Genomic DNA, 17,667 nt, shown 5'->3' on the forward strand with positions numbered 1-17,667 from the left:
CCTTTCCGCGTAATTCTTCGCCAGGAGGCACCTGTGTCAACGACGACCACCGCTTTGCACGCCCCGACCATCGATGAGCTCGACGCGGAGGAACGCCTGAGCCGTGCCGAGGTCGAGGCCCTGCAACTCGAGCGCCTGCAGTGGACCGTCGCGCACGCCTACGCGAATGTGCCGCTCTACACCGCAAAGTTCGATGCGGCGGGGGTGCACCCGCGGGACATCCGAACACTGGCGGATGTCGCGAAGCTGCCGTTCACGACGAAGGCCGACCTGCGCGAGACGTACCCGTTCGGCATGTTCGCGGTGCCGATGGACCAGGTGGCCCGCATCCACGCTTCGTCGGGAACCACCGGGCGGCCGACCGTCGTCGGCTACACGAAACGCGATCTGGAGAACTGGGGAAACCTGGTGGCGAGGTCGCTGCGCGCCTCGGGCGTGCGGGCGGGCATGAAAGTGCACAACGCCTACGGCTACGGTCTGTTCACCGGCGGCCTCGGCGCGCATGCGGGCATCGAGGCGCTCGGCGCCACGGTCATCCCGATGTCGGGCGGGCAGACCGCACGTCAAGTGCAGCTCATCCGCGACTTCGAACCCGACGTCATCATGTGTACCCCGAGTTACCTGCTCACGATCGCGGATGCGATGGAAGCCGCCGGCATCGACCCCCGCTCGACGAGCCTGAAGGTGGCGGTGCTCGGCGCCGAACCGTGGACCAACGAGATGCGCCACGAACTCGAACGCCGCCTCAACATCGACGCTCTCGACATCTACGGACTCAGTGAGGTGATGGGCCCGGGCGTCGGCAACGAGTGCCTCGAGACGAAGGACGGCCCGCACATCTGGGAAGACCATTTTCTGCCGGAGATCATCGATGGCGAATCCGGTGAGCGGCTGGCCGATGGGGAGATGGGCGAGCTCGTTTTCACCTCGCTGACCAAGGAGGCCTTTCCGGTCATCCGCTACCGCACCCGCGATCTCACCCGATTGCTGCCGGGCACCGCGCGACCCGGCATGCGCCGGATCGAGAAGATCACCGGGCGCAACGACGACATGATCATCCTGCGCGGGGTGAACTTGTTCCCCACTCAGATCGAGGAACTCGTGCTCGGCATCGAGACTCTGACGCCGCACTTCATCCTCGAGCTCACGCGGTCTGGCCGGATGGATGCGCTGACCGTGCGCATCGAACGGCACCCCGACCTCGACATCGAGATCTGCCAAGCGGCGACCGTCGTGCTCACGCAGCGGATCAAGACACACATCGGCTCAAGCGTCGAGGTACAGCTCGAGGAGCCGGGCACGCTGCCGCGCAGTGAGGGCAAGCTGCAGCGGGTCTACGACCTGCGCGGCTGATCGAGCCGACCGGTGATCGAGCCTGTCGAGATCCGGTGAGCCGGTCTCGAGACTCGGTCACGTGATTTCGACAGGCTCAATCACCGCGTCTGGTCACCTGATTTCGACAGGCTCAATCACCGCGTCTGAACGGGTTCGCGGCCGATGCACAATCCCCTCGACACACAGCAACAGGATCGCCACCACGATCGCGCCATAGGTGACCATCTGAGTCGGTGAAACCGTCTCGCCGAGCACCAGCACCGCGACCACGACCAGCAGCACCGGCTCGAGGTAGGTGAGCAGCCCGAACAGACTGAACGACAGCAACCGGCTCGCGGCGAGATACGCGACGAGAGCGAAACTGCTGACCAGGCCGAGCAGGAGCAACGGCACGACGAGTTCGGCGTGGGCGGCGACAACCGCCAGCGAGTCGGGCTGCAGCGCGACCACCACACTCGGCACCATCAGAATGGCCATTTCGAACCAGAGCGCGCCTGGACTGTCGAGCGCCGCGCGGCGACGAATCACAAAATAGAGCGGGTAGCCGAGCGCGACCACCACGGTTGACCACGAGATGCCGCCACCGCCGAGCAGAGCGGCTGCGACACCGATCGCGGCGGCCCCGACTGCGGCCAGACGCCATCCGGTGAGCCGTTCGCGGTGCAGCAGCACGCCGACCAGCACCATCACCAGCGGCATCAGAAAGTAGCCGAGTGCGACGTCGAGGCCGTGCCCGGTCGTCGGCGCCCACCCGAAAATCCACACCTGCACCCCGAGCAGCCCGGCGTTGACCAGCAGCACCCCGGCCAGCATCGGCGTGCGGCGCACCCTCCGCGCAATCTCGCGCACGGCGCCCCACTCGCGGATCGCGATCAGCAGCACGGTGAGCAGCGGAACGGTCACGATCACCCGCCAGGCGAAGATCTCGGTCGGGCTGAGCGCCGTCAGGTATTCGGGCAGCACGTAGAGCGTGGCGAACAGGGCTGACGCCCCGATCGAGGCGATCACTCCGCGCGAGGTCGGCGCCGATCGGTGTAGTGCAGTCTGCATTGCTGTTGCGTGCTCGGTTCTGTGAGAAAGGATGAAGATGATGCGGCGCTGATTACAGCGCGCGCATGCGGTTGTTGCGGGCGTCGTGGGTGACCTCGGCCAGTCCGAGCGTTTCGAGCAGCGGCGGCAGGTACATGCCCACGCGCCCCCGGTAGCCCTTGCGCGTGCCGTACCAACCGCCCACCGGGTTGCTCTCGGAGCGACCCCACGCTTCGACGGTTCCCTCGGCGGCTGCTTTCTGCTCGTCGGCTGAGCCGAGCGCCACCCAGTCGCCCTGCTCGCGCAACCAGGCGGCGAGGTCTTCGATGACGCGCAGCTGGTAGGTGAGCTTGGTCGATCCGACCTGGCAGACCAGCAGGGGCGGGTCGGCTTCCTTGTCGGCAAACATGACGTACTCGGATGTCCCGGGCGGGGTGGTCAGCACCCACGGGTCTTCGCGTGTTCCAGTTGCCATTTCGAACTCCTTCGCCCAGTGGTCGCGATACTCTCGCTGTCCCCAGCGTAGGCGTCGTGGGTCACGCGCGCGCAGGTCCGCTTCAGTCGATGCTGTATGCACTCCGCGAGAGAGTGAAGCCCCGGCCCGAGTCGGCCGTGCACGTGACGGCATCCGCGCCCGAGACGCAGGTGACGCCGGCCAGGCTGACCGAGGTTCCCGCTTCCAACACCGGTACGTCGGGGTTGGCCTGCCCGCTGAACGGGGCGTCATTGCGGCAGCTCAATTTCGGGAGATCCTGGTTGTGGGATTCGATTCCACCGGTGAGGTGCACCTGCTCCGGACAGGTGTCGTCTGCTCCCCCGCGCTGTGGAAGTGCGTAGTCGAATACCTGCGGCGCGCATCCCCAGAACACATCGGCGGGGTTGTCGGTGACGTAGATCCCGCACGACTCGTTCGATGACGGGGTGCGAAAGTCCACGGATGCGGAAACGTACGGAGTGAATCCGGCATACGGCGCAGGATCGACGGCCACAATGGCATCCGCCGGATCCTCGGTGGCGACGGGGGCGGTCGCCGACGGCTCAGCCCCGGGTTTCTCCGACGCAGTTGACCCCGCACCTTGTGGTGACGACGGCGCCTCAGCCGGCTGCGCCGCGCATCCGGCCAGCATCACCGTGGACAGCATCATCACAACCAAAATCTTGCGCATGGTTCGAACCACCCCTTCGTTGCGTGAAGCCTAGCGACTGCTGTTTCTCGCCAGCCGTCGCTTCAACTCGACGGAAACGGCGTGTCACGCGCGGACGGCGTGCTCCGCCTCGGCGGCGGCGACGATGCGGTTGGCCATGCCGTTGAAGATCACTCCGTGAAACGGCACGATTGCCCACCAATAGAGGCGCCCACCCAATCCTGACGGGAAGAAGATCGCTCGCTGGGTATAGACCGACCCGCCGTCGGCCGGCGTGCTGGTCATCTCCAGCCAGGCCCGACCCGGCACAAGCATTTCGGCCCGGAGTCGAAGCAACCTGCCCCGCTGAAGATCTTCGACCCGCCAGAAATCGAGCGCGTCACCGGTATTGAGCCGGGCCGGGTTGCGGCGGCCGCGCCGCAGGCCGACACCGCCGACGAGCTTGTCAATCCAGCCGCGGATGGCCCAGGCCAGCGGAAACGAGTACCACCCGTTCGCGCCTCCGATGCCCTCGATGATGGTCCAGAGCTGGTCGGGGGTGGCCGAGGTCGCACGTCGTTTCAGATCGGTGTAAACGAGGTAGCCCGCCCAGTCAGGGTCGCTGGGTAGCGGGTCGCTCGGGCTGTCAAGAACCGAGCCGTCGACCCAACTCGTCTGCACCTCCCCCGCTCGCATGCGGGCGAGGGCCAACCGCACAGCCTTCCGATAGCTGGTCAAGCCATCGGGCGGGGGCGGGATGTACCTGTCGATATCGTGCTCTTTGACGACGCAATCGTTCTGCAACGACTCAATAATCGGCACGGCGAGACGGCGAGGAATCGGCGTGACAAGATTCACCCATTGCGAGGCAAGCCACGGCGTGAGCACCGGCAACGCCGCGATCGGCCGTTGCCGCAGACCTGCTTCTCGGGCATAGCCATTCATCATCTGCCCGTAGCGCAGCACGTCGGGGCCGCCGATATCGAAGGCGCGGTTCACTCCGGGCGGCAGCTTCGCCGCCTCGACGAGGTAGTAGAGGACATCGCGCACCGCGATGGGCTGGATGCGGTTGCGCACCCAGCGAGGCGCCGGCATGTAGGGCAGCACATCGGTGAGACTGCGAATCATCTCGAACGACGCCGACCCGGAGCCGATCACTACTCCGGCTTGCAGAACAGCTGTGTCGACGCCTGAGTTCAGAAGAATCTCGCCGACCTCGGCACGGGACCGCAGGTGTCGGCTGAGCGGTGCATCCTCGGGGTGCAGCCCGCCGAGATAGATGAGGCGGGCGACGTCAGCCGAGCGAGCCGCAACCGACAGGTTTCTCGCGCTCTGCGCCTCCCGGCGCTCGAACTCGTCACCGCCCGAGCCGCCCTGCCCCATCGCGTGCACCAGATAGTAGGCCGCGGTCACTCCGTCGAGGGCGGCGTCGAGGCTGGCGGAGTCGAGCAAGTCGCCGCGTGCGACCTCGACCCGCGACGCCCACGGGACATCCAGGAGCTTCTCGGGCGAACGCACGAAAACGCGTACCTCGTAGCCTGCCTCAAGAAGCAGGGGCACAAGCCTCCCGCCGACGTAGCCGGTCGCCCCCGTGACCAAGATCCGTGTGGACATGCCTCACGGTAGTTCGAGAGGGCGGCCGCTCACAAGCCCCGCGGCGGGCGCGGGGTCGGGCCCGCCCTCCGAATGAGTTACGGCATACCCGTTACAGCCGCGCAAGGGTGTCGATGTCCTCGAGGAACTCGGCGGCGACTTCCGACGAGACCGTGGTGCGGGTCGATGAGATTGCGTCGAAGTAGTCGACGGTGCTCGGACCTGACTGGATCGACCGCCCGCCCGGGGCATAGACGGCATTCTCAAGCGCGTTCTGCGACGCCTTGCGGGCGGCATATTCGATGTCGGCCGGTGAGAATCCGTCGCTCGATTCGACCAATTGGTCGAGGTCGACATCGCTCCGGGTGGAGGCCGGGATGTAGCGTTCCCAGATCGACCGGCGGGCTGCGGCATCCGGCAACCCGATCGGGATGACATAGTCGAACCGGCCGTGGCGGAGAAACGCCGAGTCGAGGGCGCGGATGAAGTTCGTCGCGCAGATGAGAAGCCGGTCGGGTTGGTCCCGGAATGCGGGAATGATCTTGAGCAGCTCGTTGGTGACGCCCTGCATCGGCGACGGCGGCTCGCCGGAACGATGCGCCGCGATCTCCTCGACCTCGTCGATGAACACGACGGCGTGCTCGAGTTCGGAGATCTTGAGGAAGGTCTCGCGCAGCGCACCGGCAAGCCCGCGCGGATCGGCGGCCAGGCGCGACGGAAACACCTCGACGAACGACCATTCCAGGCGCGACGCGATCGCCTTGGCGAAGGTGGTTTTGCCGGTTCCGGGCGGGCCGAACAGCACGACGGCGCGCGGCGGGGCGACACCGAATTGTTCGGCCAGCTGCGACTTCGCCAGCGGCATGACGAGGCGGCGTTCGAGCAGCTCCTTCTCGGCGGCCATGCCACCGACGTTGTCCCAGAGGTCCCGCGGCAGCACCCGGCCGCCGAGTTCACCGAGGAGCCGCAGCTCTTCGCGCTGCACCGGGATGTGACGTTCGAAGTAGCGCAGGTTCTGCTTGACCTCGAAGCCGCGGCTGAGAAACGCGTCGACGCGCGACTCGGTGTCGGGCATCAGCGCCGACAGTTTCGACAATCCGTGCGGCGCCATCTTCGCTTCGAGCGCCATCAACAGGGCCGAGCCGATTCCCTGGCTCTGCCACTCCCCCAGCGTGGCAAGAAAAACGATCCAGCCCTGCGCGTGAGCCGCCCGGCCGACCACGGCCCCGACGACTTTTTCACCGACCACCGCGACGACCGCGTCATCTTTTTCGCACGAGGCGAGCACCTCGGAGAGGCCGTAGACCGGTTCGGTTCCGCTCGCCTTGATCTCCTCCCAGAGCGCGAGGATGCCGTCGAGATCATCGGGGTGAAAGTCGCGTAGCCGCCAACCAGTCATCGGGTCTCCTCCATTGGTGCCGTCAAGGGATCGTAACCGGGCAGCACCGCCGAACGCGGCGCATCCACCCCATCTCCGGACGCACCGACCGACGAGGGCTCAACGACGGGACACCTTGACGAGCATCACCATCTCGTTGGTCGAGGGCGAGCGAGCGCAGCGAGCCCGTGTCTCGGGCGATGTACTGAGCCTCTCGAAGTGACCTCGCGAGCCAGTCCTCAGACGCAACCCACGATCAGAGATCGGCTCGCGAGATCTCGAGACGCGGCCGACTCCGTCGGCGGCTCCTCGATCAACGAGAGGGTTAGAGGTGCGCCCGGTCGGCGTCGACCTGGTTGATCACCCCGCGCGCGATCGCATCCCAGTCGGAGCCCCAGAGGTCGACCTCCTCGTCGTGCGGAAGCTTGCCGCCGTAGACCGCCTCATGGTCAGGGCCTTCCTTGGTGATCATCACGATCGTGCCGTAGTCGCCTCCGGCCGCGTCGGTGATCTGCCAGAGTTTCGGCTCCAACAACTGCAGAACGAACTGGCGGTTCTTGTGGGCGATCTCGGCTCGGTCGGGCAATACGTAGTCAAACATCGGGATTCCTCTCTCGAACACTGGAAATTGCGGTTGGTCGGCTGGGGGGTCGTGTCTTCTCACGGCATGACGTTCTCACGGCGCCCCTCAGGGCGTCACAATGTTGAACGACGGGTCGCCCCGGTCCAGCACGCCGAGCAGCTGTGTCATCACCGTCGCGTCGCCGGTCAGCTCGATGCCGTCCGATGTCGAGTCACCGCCGAGGAGGGCGATCAAGCGCTCCTTTGTCAGCGTGAGCGTCGCCGCCGCATCCGTTTCTGCGGCGTCCGTTTCCGCAGCATCCGTTTCTGCGGCGTCCGTTTTCGCAGCGTCCGTTTCCGCAGCATCCGTTTCCGCAGCATCCGTTACCGCGGCGCGACGGATGCTGATGAGCACCCCGTTGCGCAACGTCAGCCGATAGGTGGTCTCGAGGTCGGTGAACGTGACATTCAATGACAGGTCGAGGTCCCACGCCTTCGGGCCGTTGACCGAGATAGCGAGTGAGTCAAACAGCTGCTCGGGGGTGAGTTGGGCGACGATGGCCGGAGGGGCCGGCGCGGTCGGCGTGCCGAAGTTGCCCTCGCGCAACTCGGTGGCGCCCGACAGAAAGAAGTTGCGCCAGGTTCCGTTTTCCGAGCCGTAGCCGAGCTGCTCAAGCGTGTCTGCGTAGAGGCTGCGCGCCGCCGTGTGCGTGTCGTCGGCGAATACCGCGTGGTCGAGCAGGGTCGCCGCCCACCGAAAATCACCGTCGTCGAACGCGGTCTGCGCGAGTGCCACCACGCGATCGAGACCGCCGAGGGCGTCCACATAGCGACGCGCCTGCTCGGCCGGCGGATGCGGCCACAACCGGGCCGGGTTCCCGTCGAACCAGCCCAGGTAGCGCTGGTAGATGGCTTTGACGTTGTGACTCACCGAGCCGTAGTACCCCTTGGTGCTCCACTCCCGCTCCAACACCGGCGGCAGCTCGAGCATCTCGGCGATCTCGCTGCCGATGTAGCCCTGATTGAGGTAGCGCAGGGTCTGATCGTGCAGGTAGGCGTAGAGATCTCGCTGGATCGACAAGTATCTGATCACGTGCTCGGTACCCCAGGTCGGCCAATGATGAGACGCAAACGCGACATCCGTTCGAGCACCGAACGTCTCGATCGCTTCGGTGAGATAGGTCGACCACACGTGCGGGTCGCGCACGAGCGCCCCGCGCAGGGTGAGCAGATTGTGCTGCGTGTGAGTGGCATTCTCGGCCATGCAGAGCGCCCGAAGCTTCGGAAAGTAGAAGTGCATCTCGGCGGGCGCCTCGGTGCCGGGCGCCATCTGAAACTCGATCTCGACCCCGTCGATCACGTGCGTCTCGCCCGTCGAGGTGATCTCCCGTGTCGGAACGATCAGTCCGACCTCCCCGGCGGATGTCGTTTGGCCAAGCCCCGCGCCGACCTGTCCCCGCGGGCCGCGGGCGAGGGCGGCACCGTACATGTAGCCGGCGCGGCGCCCCATCGCGGTTCCGGCGTAGACGTTCTCGGCGACAGCGTGCCCGACGAATCCGGCCGGGGCGATGATCTCGATGCGTCCGGCGTCGACATCCGCTGGAGAGGCGACGCCGAAGACACCGCCGAAATGGTCGATATGGCTGTGGGTGTAGATGACGGCGACGACGGGGAAGTCTCCGCGATGCTGACGAAAGAGCGCCAACGCGGCAGCGGCCGTCTCGGTGGAGATCAGCGGGTCGATCACGATGACCCCGGTGTCTCCCTCGACGAAGGTGATGTTCGACAGGTCGAAGCCGCGCACCTGATAGATGCCGGGCACCACCTCGTAGAGGCCCTGTTTCGCCACCAGTTGCGATTGCCGCCACAGGCTGGGGTGCACCGTGGTCGGTGCTTCCCCCTCCAGAAAGGCGTAACTGTCGTTGTCCCAGACGACTCGACCGTCGGCCGCGGTGRTCACCGCGGGCGTGAGGGCTGCAATGAAGCCGCGATCGGCATCCTCGAAAGTCGCCCTGTCCGCCAGAGGAAGCTCAATTGACACGTGCCGGTGGGCTGCTTCGATCGCCGCGCTCGCTGGCTTGGGTTGCATGATGTGCCCTTCGCGAAGAGTCAACTCTGACTCTTCGACTCTGCACCGATGCGCAGATGCGCGCAATCAATTTGTTGCGGCGCTTTCGATGGCCGATCGCTCCCAGGTACCTCACACAAGACACTCAATACGCTGAGAGCGTCACCGCAGCCCTGGAGGATTTCATGAAGTGTCCCACCGATTCAGCAACCCTCGTCATGAGTGAACGGAGCGGCGTCGAGATCGACTACTGCCCCGAATGCCGTGGCGTCTGGCTTGACCGAGGCGAGCTCGACAAGATCATCGACCGGGCAGAGGCAGAATTTGCGTCGCGGATGCCGGCTGCCGCGCCGGTCGCACCTGTCGCGCAGGCCGCGCCCGCGGCTCCGGTCGCGCCGCAGGCCCAGCAGGCCCCGCCTGCCCAGCAGTACGACCCGCGTTTCGGCGCCCAGCAGCAGGGTTACGACAACCGCGGCTACGACAACCGTGGTTACGACAACCGCTCGGGCTACCGCCCCAAGAAGAAGGAAAGCTGGCTGAGCGAGCTCTTCGACTAGGCCGTTCTGGCGGGCCGATCTCAGGACGCACCCACCCCGGTGGTCGAGCCTGTCGAGACCTCGTGAGCCAATCTCAGGACGCACCCCGCGTTCAAGGATTGGCTCGCGTGGTTTCGAGACACGTCCGACTTCGTCGGGCGCTCCTCAACCAACGAGGCCTTAACCTTGTGGTGCCAAATTTCGCTTATGAACTTCAGGCTCAAATGACTCTGAAGTTCATTTCGGAAAACGCAAGCCTGCCGCTCTCAAACCAACGATGCGACGCCTACTGCAGCACCTCGAGGTGCACGCCGATCTGATCCCCCGGCGCAATCGACTCGGCGACCCGAATCTGCTTCTTCACCGGCAAGAGATAGCAGCCGCGCGTGGCGTCCGGAAAGAGCGACGTCGCCCAGGTCGAGCGTCCGATTGTGACCCGCACACGAATTGAGCCAAATCCTGGGGCCGGCGGTCGCGGGCGATCCTTGATCTCCTGCGAGATGGGAACGGGCACCGTGACGAAAACCCACGAGTTGTTTTCTGCAGCAGGCTCCCACAGCACCGCCTCGATGTCGAAACTCTCCATCTTCTCCGCCTCTCCGCGTGATCGAAGCACTCAGCCGAATGCGGTCGGCGGCAGTCCGACAAAGGTCGCAATCGCCCGCGCAACAACCGCGCGGCTTCCCCCTGCGGCGCCGGCACCACCGGCACCGCCCCAGCGCACCAGCGATTGCGCCGTGAACCCGTCGATCAGGCCGAGCAGCAGCCAGGCCGTCGCCGGGGCATCGTCGACGGTGAACCCACCCGTCGCGACACCCGACTCGAGAATTTCCTGCAGAACCGCCTGCCAGGCATCCATCTGCTCGCGAACGCTCGCCGCAAGCGGTTCATTTCGGCGTCCAAGCGTCCACGCTTCGACCCAGATCACCGTGACGTCGGCGCGCGAGCCGTCGAGCAGGGTGTCGAGCACCACGCGCAGCTCCTCCCGCGGCGCCAGCCCGGTCGTCAGTTCACCGATCTCACCGATCTCCGCCGCCACAATCGTCGCGAAGGTGCGGGCGACGAGGGCATCCATGCTCGGTTCGTAGTGAGCGATGAGCGCCGGGGTCACAGCGGCGCGGGCGGCGACCGCGCGCAGCGTCACGGCGGCCAGACCGTGCTCGAGAGCGAGCGAGCGCGCGGCCTCGAGAATCTCGGCGCTGCGCTCGGCGGGCGGCTTGCGAGTGCCGCGAGGGGCTGGGGGTCTTGACATGATCCCCACAGTCTAAGTAACCTCGCTAACATTATTGATCATTTGATCAACAAGTTGTCCAACCGCCTCTCGGGGCACAGCACAAAGGAATCCCATGAGCTGGCGTATGCCCCCCGAGACCGCACCGCACGAACGCACCTGGATGGCATTCCCCCGTGCCGGACTGACGCTCGGCGAGGACGCCGCCTCGGCCGAAGAGGCCTACGCGGCCTGGACCGCCGTGGCCCACGCCGTTGCCGAGTTCGAACCCGTCACGATGCTCGTTGACCCGTCGGAGCATGAACGCGCCGAGCGCATGCTCGGCAGCCAGATCACGCGCATCGAGGTGCCGCTCGACGATTTCTGGGTGCGGGATTTCGGCCCCACCTTCGTTGTCGACGACGAACGCCCCGGTGTTCTCGGCGCGGTCGACTGGATCTTCAACRGCTGGGGCGCTCCGGCCTGGTCGACCTGGGAGCACGACCGCGAGATCGCCCGCTTCGTCTCGGCCCAGGTGGGGTCGGAGCTGGTCAGCTCCGTTCTCGTCAACGAAGGCGGAGCCATCCACGTCGACGGCGAGGGCACCGTTCTCGCCACCGACACCGTGCAGCTCGACCCGGGACGCAACCCTTACGCCGACAAGGCCCGCATCGAAACCGAGTTCGCGCGCACCCTCGGCACCACCCACGTGGTGTGGCTGCCGCGCGGTCTCACTCGCGACTATGAGGACTTCGGCACCCGCGGCCACGTCGACATGGTCGCCACCATCCCCTCTCCCGGACGCCTCCTGCTGCACATGCAGCTGAACCCCGCGCACCCCGATTTCGAGGTGACCCGTGACCTCAAGGCCTTCCTCGAGACGCAGACGGATGCCGCCGGCCGGCCCTTCGAGATCATCGAGCTGCCCGCGCCCGACACCCTCCGCGACGACGAGGGTTTCGTCGACTGGAGCTATGTGAATCACCTCGTCGTCAACGGCGGTGTCATCGCCTGCGGCTACGGCGAGCCGGAAGCCGATGCCCGGGCTGCCGCGATTCTGGCGGAGGCCTACCCGGGCCGAAAAGTCGTCACGATCGACGCGCGGCCGATCCTTGCTCGCGGGGGCGGCATCCACTGCATCACGCAGCAGCAACCGGCGCTGGGCGCCTAACCATGAGCGCGCCCCAATTCGATGTCGTCGAGGCGTCAATCGCCGAGCTCCGTGCCGCCCTCGAATCGGGCCGGCTGACGAGCGAGCAATTGCTCACCGCCTACCTCGACCGCATCGAGGCCTACGATCGGGGCGGCATCCGCTTGAACGCGCTCGTCGTGATGAATCCCGATGCGGCGGCCGACGCCCGGGCATCCGACGCGCGCCGGGCCCGCGGCGAAACGCTCGGCCCGCTCGACGGCATCCCCTACACCGCGAAGGACAGCTACCTGGCGACGGGACTCACCGCCGCCGCCGGGTCGCCCGCCTTCGCCCACCTCGTCGCGCAACGCGACGCGTTCACGATCGAACGGCTGCGCGCAGCCGGCGCCGTGCTGATCGGCCTGACGAACATGCCCCCGATGGCCAACGGCGGCATGCAGCGTGGGGTCTACGGCCGGGCGGAGAGCCCGTACAACGCCGAGTTCTTGACCAGTGCGTTCGGTTCGGGATCGTCAAACGGTTCCGGCACCGCGACCGCCGCGAGCTTCGGGGCGTTCGGCCTCGGCGAGGAGACTTGGTCAAGCGGCCGGGCCCCCGCGTCGAACAACGCACTCTGCGCCTACACGCCGTCACGCGGGGTGATCTCGGTGCGAGGCAATTGGTCGCTGGTTCCCACGATGGATGTCGTCGTGCCGCACACCCGCACGATGAATGACCTCTTCGAGGTGCTCGACGTGATCGTCGCCGATGATCCGGAAACGCGTGGCGACTTCTGGCGAGCGCAGCCGTGGGTGGAGATCCCGGCCGCCTCCAAGGTTCGGCCGAATTCGTATGTCTCGCTCGCGGCATCCGCCGCCGGTGCCGCGTCGCCGTTCGCCGGCAAGCGTTTCGGCCTCCCCCGCATGTACGTGAACTCCGACCCCGACGCCGGAACGGGCGAGAACCCGGGCATCGGCGGGTCGACCGGCCAAAGCATCGAAACCCGCGCGTCGGTCATCGAGCTGTGGGATGCCGCACGGCGCGATCTCGAGGCGGCCGGCGCCGAGGTGGTGCTCGTCGACTTTCCCGTCGTCTCGAATTACGAGGGCGACCGGCCGGGCGCACCGACGATCTTCACTCGCGGACTCGTGAGCCCCGCGTTCCTGCGGCGTGAGATCGTCGACCTGTCGGCGTGGGCCTGGGAGGACTTTCTGCAGGCCAACGGCGACCCCGCGCTGCACACGCTCGTCGACGTTGACGGTTTGACGATCTTTCCGCACCCGGCGGTGTCCCTGCCCGACCGCTACGACGGATTCGACGACGATATCGCCGAGTATCCGGCTCAGGTGCGCGAGCACCCGGTCGCGCATTTCACCGAGATTCCCGAGCTCGAGGGCGGTCTCCGCGGCTTGGAGGAGACCCGCCGGATCGATCTCGAACGGTGGATGGACGACCTGGGACTCGACGCCGTCGTGTTCCCGGCTGTAGCGGATGTCGGCCCCGCCGACATGGACGTGAACGAGGCATCCGCCGATCTCGGCTGGCGGAACGGCGTGTGGGTGGCGAACGGCAACCTGGTGCCGCGCCACCTCGGCATCCCGACGGTCACGGTTCCGATGGGCAGAATGGCCGACATCGGGATGCCGGTCGGCCTGACGTTTGCCGGCCGGGCGTATGACGACACCGCGTTGCTCACCCTCGCCGCAGCGTTCGAGGCGACCGGCTCGCGGCGCACGACGCCGCCGCGCACCCCGCCGCTCGCATAGCCCGTTGGTCGAATCCGTTGGTCGAGCTTGTCGAGACCCCCGCCGGTCGATCCTCACACGTGCACTGCGTTCGGAAATCGGCTCACGAGATCTCGACAGGCTCGATCACCGAGAACCCGTTGGTCGAGCCTGTCGAGACCCCCGCCGGAAGCACTGAACCGAAATCAGGAAGGGAGTGCGTGTCGCGAAACGCGAGCCCACTGGTCTGCGGGCCAGGCTCGACCGACACGCCTCCACTCCTGATTTCGGCACCCACCGCGGTCACGACCATCCGCCATGCTTGCCGACACGATATGGTTAGTGCACGAAGCATCTGAATCGAAGCGTGGGGAGCGGGTTGTGGCCACCAGATGGGCACGGGTACTCCGTGGCTGGTTGACCGCAGGTCTCTCTGTTTTTATCGCAGCGCTCTCACATGTCGCCGGCGGAGGCGCTCCTCCCGGGCTCCTGGGTGTCGTGCTCGCGCTGGTGTTCGGTGGCCTGGCCTCGGTAGCCCTGACCGGCGCCACCTTGTCGCGTATCCGTCTCGGCCTCTCGGTCGCCCTGAGTCAGTTCGCTTTTCATTTTCTGTTCAGCCTGGGTTCGGGCCTCCCCACGACGTCGCTGGTCAGCCCCATGACCGCGCACCAGCACGGCGCGGTCGTTCTCGAAGTCGCCGCCGTCTCGTCGGCCCCGCCGCACCTGCACACCGATCAGACGATGTGGGCGGCGCATCTGCTCGCTGCCGTGATCACGGTGGTCGCCCTGCGTCGCGGTGAGACCGCGTTCTGGTCCCTTGTTGAGTTGGCCCGCACCATCTGGGTCGCCGTTTCGATTCCCCGCACCTGTGTTCTGCCCTCAGCGCCAGTCAACCCGGTGCGGATGCGTGTGGCGATCGCCCACAGGCTCGGCCTCCGTGACCTCGGCGTGATTCTGTCTGGCCGCCCGCACCGCGGACCGCCGCTCCTCGCGCTCCTGCCTCTCTGACCCGCATCAATTCTGGCGATCGCGGCCTTCTGTCGCGCGCCTGATCGCGGGACCCCCGGTGGCGGCGACGTCATGCCTGCCCCGTGGGACCTACGTATAGACCGACGGCCTTCGTCGTCGACCCCGGAACATCCTGGAGTGTCATCCGTGACCAGATCGTTTATCCGCCGTCTCTTGATTGCGTGCTCAGTGGGGGTGGTCGTCGCCTCCGCACTGATCGTGGCGACGCCGCCCACCGCGGCGCACGCGCATGACCAGGTTCTCTCGACGACCCCGTCGTCGAAAGAGCACCTGACTGGCGCACCGCCGGAGGTGAGCATGGTGTTCACCGACAACATCCTCGAGATCGGCGCGACGATCCTCGTCGTCGACGATGCCGGGGACAACTGGGTGTCAGGGGACATGCGGGTAGAGGGTCCACAGGCGAGCCAGAGTCTCGACGCCGACATGCCCGATGGGCGCTATCAGGTGCGGTGGCGGGTCGTTTCGGCTGACGGCCATCCGATTTCTGGCACCTTCGACTTCGCCGTCGGCGAGGTGACCGCAGCTACGGCGGCGCCTGCCGCGAAGGATGCGAAGGGGTCCGCTACGAAGGGGGCAGCGGGAACAACACAGCGTGCGGAACCCGCCCTGGATGCCTCCGCCGATTCCGCCGTCGATCGCAACGCCCCTGCAGCGCCGCCGTTTCTGCTCATCGGGATCGGCGGTGCCCTCCTGGGCATCGTCGTCTTCGTGCTTTTCACCGTGCTCCGGCCGCGGCGCCGGGCGGCCGACAACACGCGCGACTGATCCACACGCGCATCAATTTTCACTACTTCTGAGGAGAACCAACACATGAAGAAAACATTCACCACTCTGCCCACACTGATCATCCTCGCCGCGGCGACAGTGCTCGTTGCCACCGGTTGCGCGGCGGCCGAGCCTGCCGCGCGAGTGGCGACATCCAGTGCGGCCGAGTCGCTCAGCATTCAGGATGCCTGGGTCAAGGCCGCCGACGAAGGGATGTCTGCCGTCTTCGGCACTCTTGAAAACGACAGCGACGCCGACATCACCGTTGTCTCCGCCGCGACGGCGGCATCGGCCACCGCGGAGCTTCACGAGACTGTGGAGAACGACGCCGGGGAGATGATGATGCAGCCCAAGGAGGGCGGCTTTGTCATTCCCGCCGGAGGTTCCTACGAACTCGCGCCGGGCGGAAGCCACCTCATGCTGATGGGGCTGACCGCTCCCTTGAAGGCCGGCGACGAACCCACCTTCACGCTGACCCTGTCGGATGGCTCGACGTATGAGTTCAGTGCACCGGTGAAGGACTACGCCGGTGCCAACGAATCGTATGAAGGCGGCATGGACATGAAGGACATGGACATGAAGGAATCCGACATGGATCACTCCGACATGACTGACTCCGATATGCAAGACATGAAGCACTAATGACCGCCGATCAGCACGACGCTGATCGCCGGCTCAGCCGGCGGCACCTCCTCCTCGGGGGTGCCGCCGCGGGCATCGGCGCTGCAGCATCCGTCGGCATCGCCGCCGCCGTCACCGCGAAAGCTGAGCAACCGGCGACGACCGAACCAGCCCTCACCGGCTCCGAGAGCATCGACTTTCACGGCCCCCATCAGGCCGGGATCGAGACGCCGCCCCAGGCCCAGGTGACTTTCGTCGCTCTCGATCTTCTCGACTCGGTCGACGCTGCGGGATTGCGGCGAATGATGCAGATCCTCACGGGCGATGCCGCCCGCCTCACCCAGGGGCGCAGCGCACTGGCCGACTCCGAACCGGAACTCGCCATGGTTCCCGCCCGGCTCACGGTCACCTTCGGGTTCGGGCCGGGCCTCGTGGCCCGCACGACCGGCACGGCTCCGAGCTGGCTGCGCCCCCTGCCGGCATTCACCATCGACCGGCTCGAGGAGGCCTGGAACGGAGGCGACCTGCTGCTTCAGATCGCGGCGGATGATCCGGTGACCGTCGCGCACGCCACACGCATGCTGCTGAAGGACACGCGATCGTTCGCATCCGTGCGGTGGACCCAGTCCGGGTTCCGCCGCCCTCCGGGTTCGGAGAAGCCGGGAACCACCATGCGCAATCTGTTCGGCCAGGTCGACGGCACGGTGAATCTGGTGCCCGGTACCGACGATTTCGAGAATCTGGTCTGGGGGAAAGCGGCCAACCCCGGGTGGTTGCTCGGGGGGACCGGGCTCGTTCTGCGCCGGATCGAGATGAACCTCGACACCTGGGACGAACTCGACCGGGGAGGACGAGAGTCCTCACTCGGCCGCACGCTGGCCGTCGGCGCGCCGCTGACCGGTGTGAACGAGACTGACGAACCGGATTTCGATGCCACCACGACGCTTGGCTTTCCGGTCATCCCGGAGTACTCCCATATTCGCCGCGCCCGCTCCGACGACCCGAACCAACGCATCTTCCGTCGGGGATATAACTACGATGGGGCGCCTGCCGGAACGGCGATCTCGAATTCCGGCTTGTTGTTCGCGTGCTTCCAAACGGATGTCGACGCCCAGTTCGTGCCGATCCAGAAGCGTCTCGACGAGCTGGACCTGCTCAACCAGTGGACCACTCCCATCGGTTCGGCCGTGTTCGCCATCCCGCCTGGCTGCGGCCCCGACGGCTACATCGGCGACACGCTGTTTTAGCCGCGCAACCCAACCGGTGGTCGAGCTTGTCGAGACCCAGCCCGACCCCCCCTCGAACGCACCCGCGCTGGGAGCTCGGCTCACGGGATCTCGACAGGCTCGATCACCGCATGCTCGCGACACGCTGTTTTAGCCGCGCAACCCAACCGGTGGTCGAGCTTGTCGAGACCCAGCCCGACCCCCTCGAACGCACCCGCGCTGGGAGCTCGGCTCACGGGATCTCGACAGGCTCGATCACCGCATGCTCGCGACACGCTGTTTTAGCCGCGCAACCCAACCGGTGGTCGAGCTTGTCGAGACCCAGCCCGACCC

18 protein-coding genes are annotated in these 17,667 nt (G+C 66.3%); 8 read left to right on the forward strand and 10 right to left on the reverse strand.

Going from position 1 to position 17,667, the window contains the following annotated elements:
• Positions 1-33 precede the first annotated feature (33 nt).
• Entirely contained in the window at positions 34-1,353 is a 1,320-nt protein-coding gene (gene paaK, locus AB4Y63_RS06825) for a phenylacetate--CoA ligase PaaK (protein ID WP_441790291.1), read from the forward strand.
• A 93-nt stretch (positions 1,354-1,446) separates the two neighbouring features.
• Here the strand turns inward: paaK and rarD are convergent, their stop codons facing one another.
• The 7 genes from rarD to AB4Y63_RS06860 form a co-directional block, all read right to left on the reverse strand.
• Complete coding sequence (rarD, locus tag AB4Y63_RS06830) at positions 1,447-2,385, reverse strand: EamA family transporter RarD (protein ID WP_441790292.1); 939 nt, start codon at positions 2,383-2,385, stop codon at positions 1,447-1,449.
• A 52-nt stretch (positions 2,386-2,437) separates the two neighbouring features.
• Positions 2,438-2,839, reverse strand: a complete 402-nt coding sequence (locus tag AB4Y63_RS06835) for a DUF6855 family protein (RefSeq protein WP_441790293.1) — start codon at positions 2,837-2,839, stop codon at positions 2,438-2,440.
• Between the two features lie 82 nt (positions 2,840-2,921).
• Positions 2,922-3,530, reverse strand: coding sequence for a hypothetical protein (locus AB4Y63_RS06840; RefSeq protein ID WP_441790294.1), 609 nt, complete (start codon positions 3,528-3,530; stop codon positions 2,922-2,924).
• Between the two features lie 84 nt (positions 3,531-3,614).
• On the reverse strand, positions 3,615-5,102 hold the full coding sequence (locus tag AB4Y63_RS06845) for an SDR family oxidoreductase (protein ID WP_441790295.1): 1,488 nt from the start codon (positions 5,100-5,102) through the stop codon (positions 3,615-3,617).
• 91 nt (positions 5,103-5,193) lie between these two features.
• Entirely contained in the window at positions 5,194-6,480 is a 1,287-nt protein-coding gene (locus AB4Y63_RS06850) for an ATP-binding protein (protein WP_441790296.1), read from the reverse strand.
• A gap of 304 nt (positions 6,481-6,784) precedes the next feature.
• Positions 6,785-7,060, reverse strand: coding sequence for a hypothetical protein (locus tag AB4Y63_RS06855; RefSeq protein WP_441790297.1), 276 nt, complete (start codon positions 7,058-7,060; stop codon positions 6,785-6,787).
• Between the two features lie 87 nt (positions 7,061-7,147).
• Positions 7,148-9,109, reverse strand: a complete 1,962-nt coding sequence (locus tag AB4Y63_RS06860) for an alkyl/aryl-sulfatase (protein WP_441790298.1) — start codon at positions 9,107-9,109, stop codon at positions 7,148-7,150.
• A gap of 164 nt (positions 9,110-9,273) precedes the next feature.
• On the opposite strand from AB4Y63_RS06860, the gene AB4Y63_RS06865 reads away from it, so the two are divergent.
• Positions 9,274-9,645, forward strand: a complete 372-nt coding sequence (locus AB4Y63_RS06865; RefSeq protein WP_441790299.1) for a zf-TFIIB domain-containing protein — start codon at positions 9,274-9,276, stop codon at positions 9,643-9,645.
• A gap of 265 nt (positions 9,646-9,910) precedes the next feature.
• Here AB4Y63_RS06865 and AB4Y63_RS06870 read toward each other — a convergent pair whose 3' ends face one another.
• Positions 9,911-10,210 carry a DUF1905 domain-containing protein gene (locus AB4Y63_RS06870; RefSeq protein WP_441790300.1) on the reverse strand — a complete coding sequence of 100 codons (300 nt, stop codon included), beginning with the start codon at positions 10,208-10,210 and terminating at the stop codon, positions 9,911-9,913.
• Positions 10,211-10,240: 30 nt separating this feature from the next.
• A complete protein-coding gene (locus AB4Y63_RS06875; protein ID WP_441790301.1) occupies positions 10,241-10,876 on the reverse strand; it encodes a TetR/AcrR family transcriptional regulator in 636 nt (211 codons plus the stop codon).
• 94 nt (positions 10,877-10,970) lie between these two features.
• On the opposite strand from AB4Y63_RS06875, the gene AB4Y63_RS06880 reads away from it, so the two are divergent.
• Positions 10,971-12,005 (forward strand): agmatine deiminase family protein, encoded by a 1,035-nt coding sequence (locus tag AB4Y63_RS06880; RefSeq protein WP_441790302.1) that lies wholly within the window; start codon positions 10,971-10,973, stop codon positions 12,003-12,005.
• A gap of 2 nt (positions 12,006-12,007) precedes the next feature.
• Entirely contained in the window at positions 12,008-13,732 is a 1,725-nt protein-coding gene (locus AB4Y63_RS06885) for an amidase (RefSeq protein ID WP_441790303.1), read from the forward strand.
• A gap of 82 nt (positions 13,733-13,814) precedes the next feature.
• On the opposite strand, the gene AB4Y63_RS06890 is transcribed toward AB4Y63_RS06885, so the two are convergent.
• Positions 13,815-13,961, reverse strand: coding sequence for a hypothetical protein (locus AB4Y63_RS06890; protein ID WP_441790304.1), 147 nt, complete (start codon positions 13,959-13,961; stop codon positions 13,815-13,817).
• 110 nt (positions 13,962-14,071) lie between these two features.
• Here AB4Y63_RS06890 and AB4Y63_RS06895 point away from each other — a divergent pair, with 110 nt between their 5' ends.
• The 4 genes from AB4Y63_RS06895 (at position 14,072) to AB4Y63_RS06910 (ending at position 17,355) form a co-directional block, all read left to right on the forward strand.
• Positions 14,072-14,698 carry a hypothetical protein gene (locus AB4Y63_RS06895; protein ID WP_441790305.1) on the forward strand — a complete coding sequence of 209 codons (627 nt, stop codon included), beginning with the start codon at positions 14,072-14,074 and terminating at the stop codon, positions 14,696-14,698.
• A gap of 147 nt (positions 14,699-14,845) precedes the next feature.
• A complete protein-coding gene (locus AB4Y63_RS06900) occupies positions 14,846-15,487 on the forward strand; it encodes a copper resistance CopC family protein (RefSeq protein WP_441790306.1) in 642 nt (213 codons plus the stop codon).
• A gap of 45 nt (positions 15,488-15,532) precedes the next feature.
• On the forward strand, positions 15,533-16,129 hold the full coding sequence (locus tag AB4Y63_RS06905; protein WP_441790307.1) for a copper chaperone PCu(A)C: 597 nt from the start codon (positions 15,533-15,535) through the stop codon (positions 16,127-16,129).
• Positions 16,129-17,355 (forward strand): Dyp-type peroxidase, encoded by a 1,227-nt coding sequence (locus tag AB4Y63_RS06910; RefSeq protein WP_441790308.1) that lies wholly within the window; start codon positions 16,129-16,131, stop codon positions 17,353-17,355. Before AB4Y63_RS06905 ends, AB4Y63_RS06910 begins: the two co-directional genes overlap by 1 nt.
• Positions 17,356-17,667: the final 312 nt, after the last annotated feature.

Origin of the sequence: Leifsonia sp. YAF41, assembly GCF_052113185.1 — a bacterium.
Lineage (GTDB): Bacteria > Actinomycetota > Actinomycetes > Actinomycetales > Microbacteriaceae > Cryobacterium.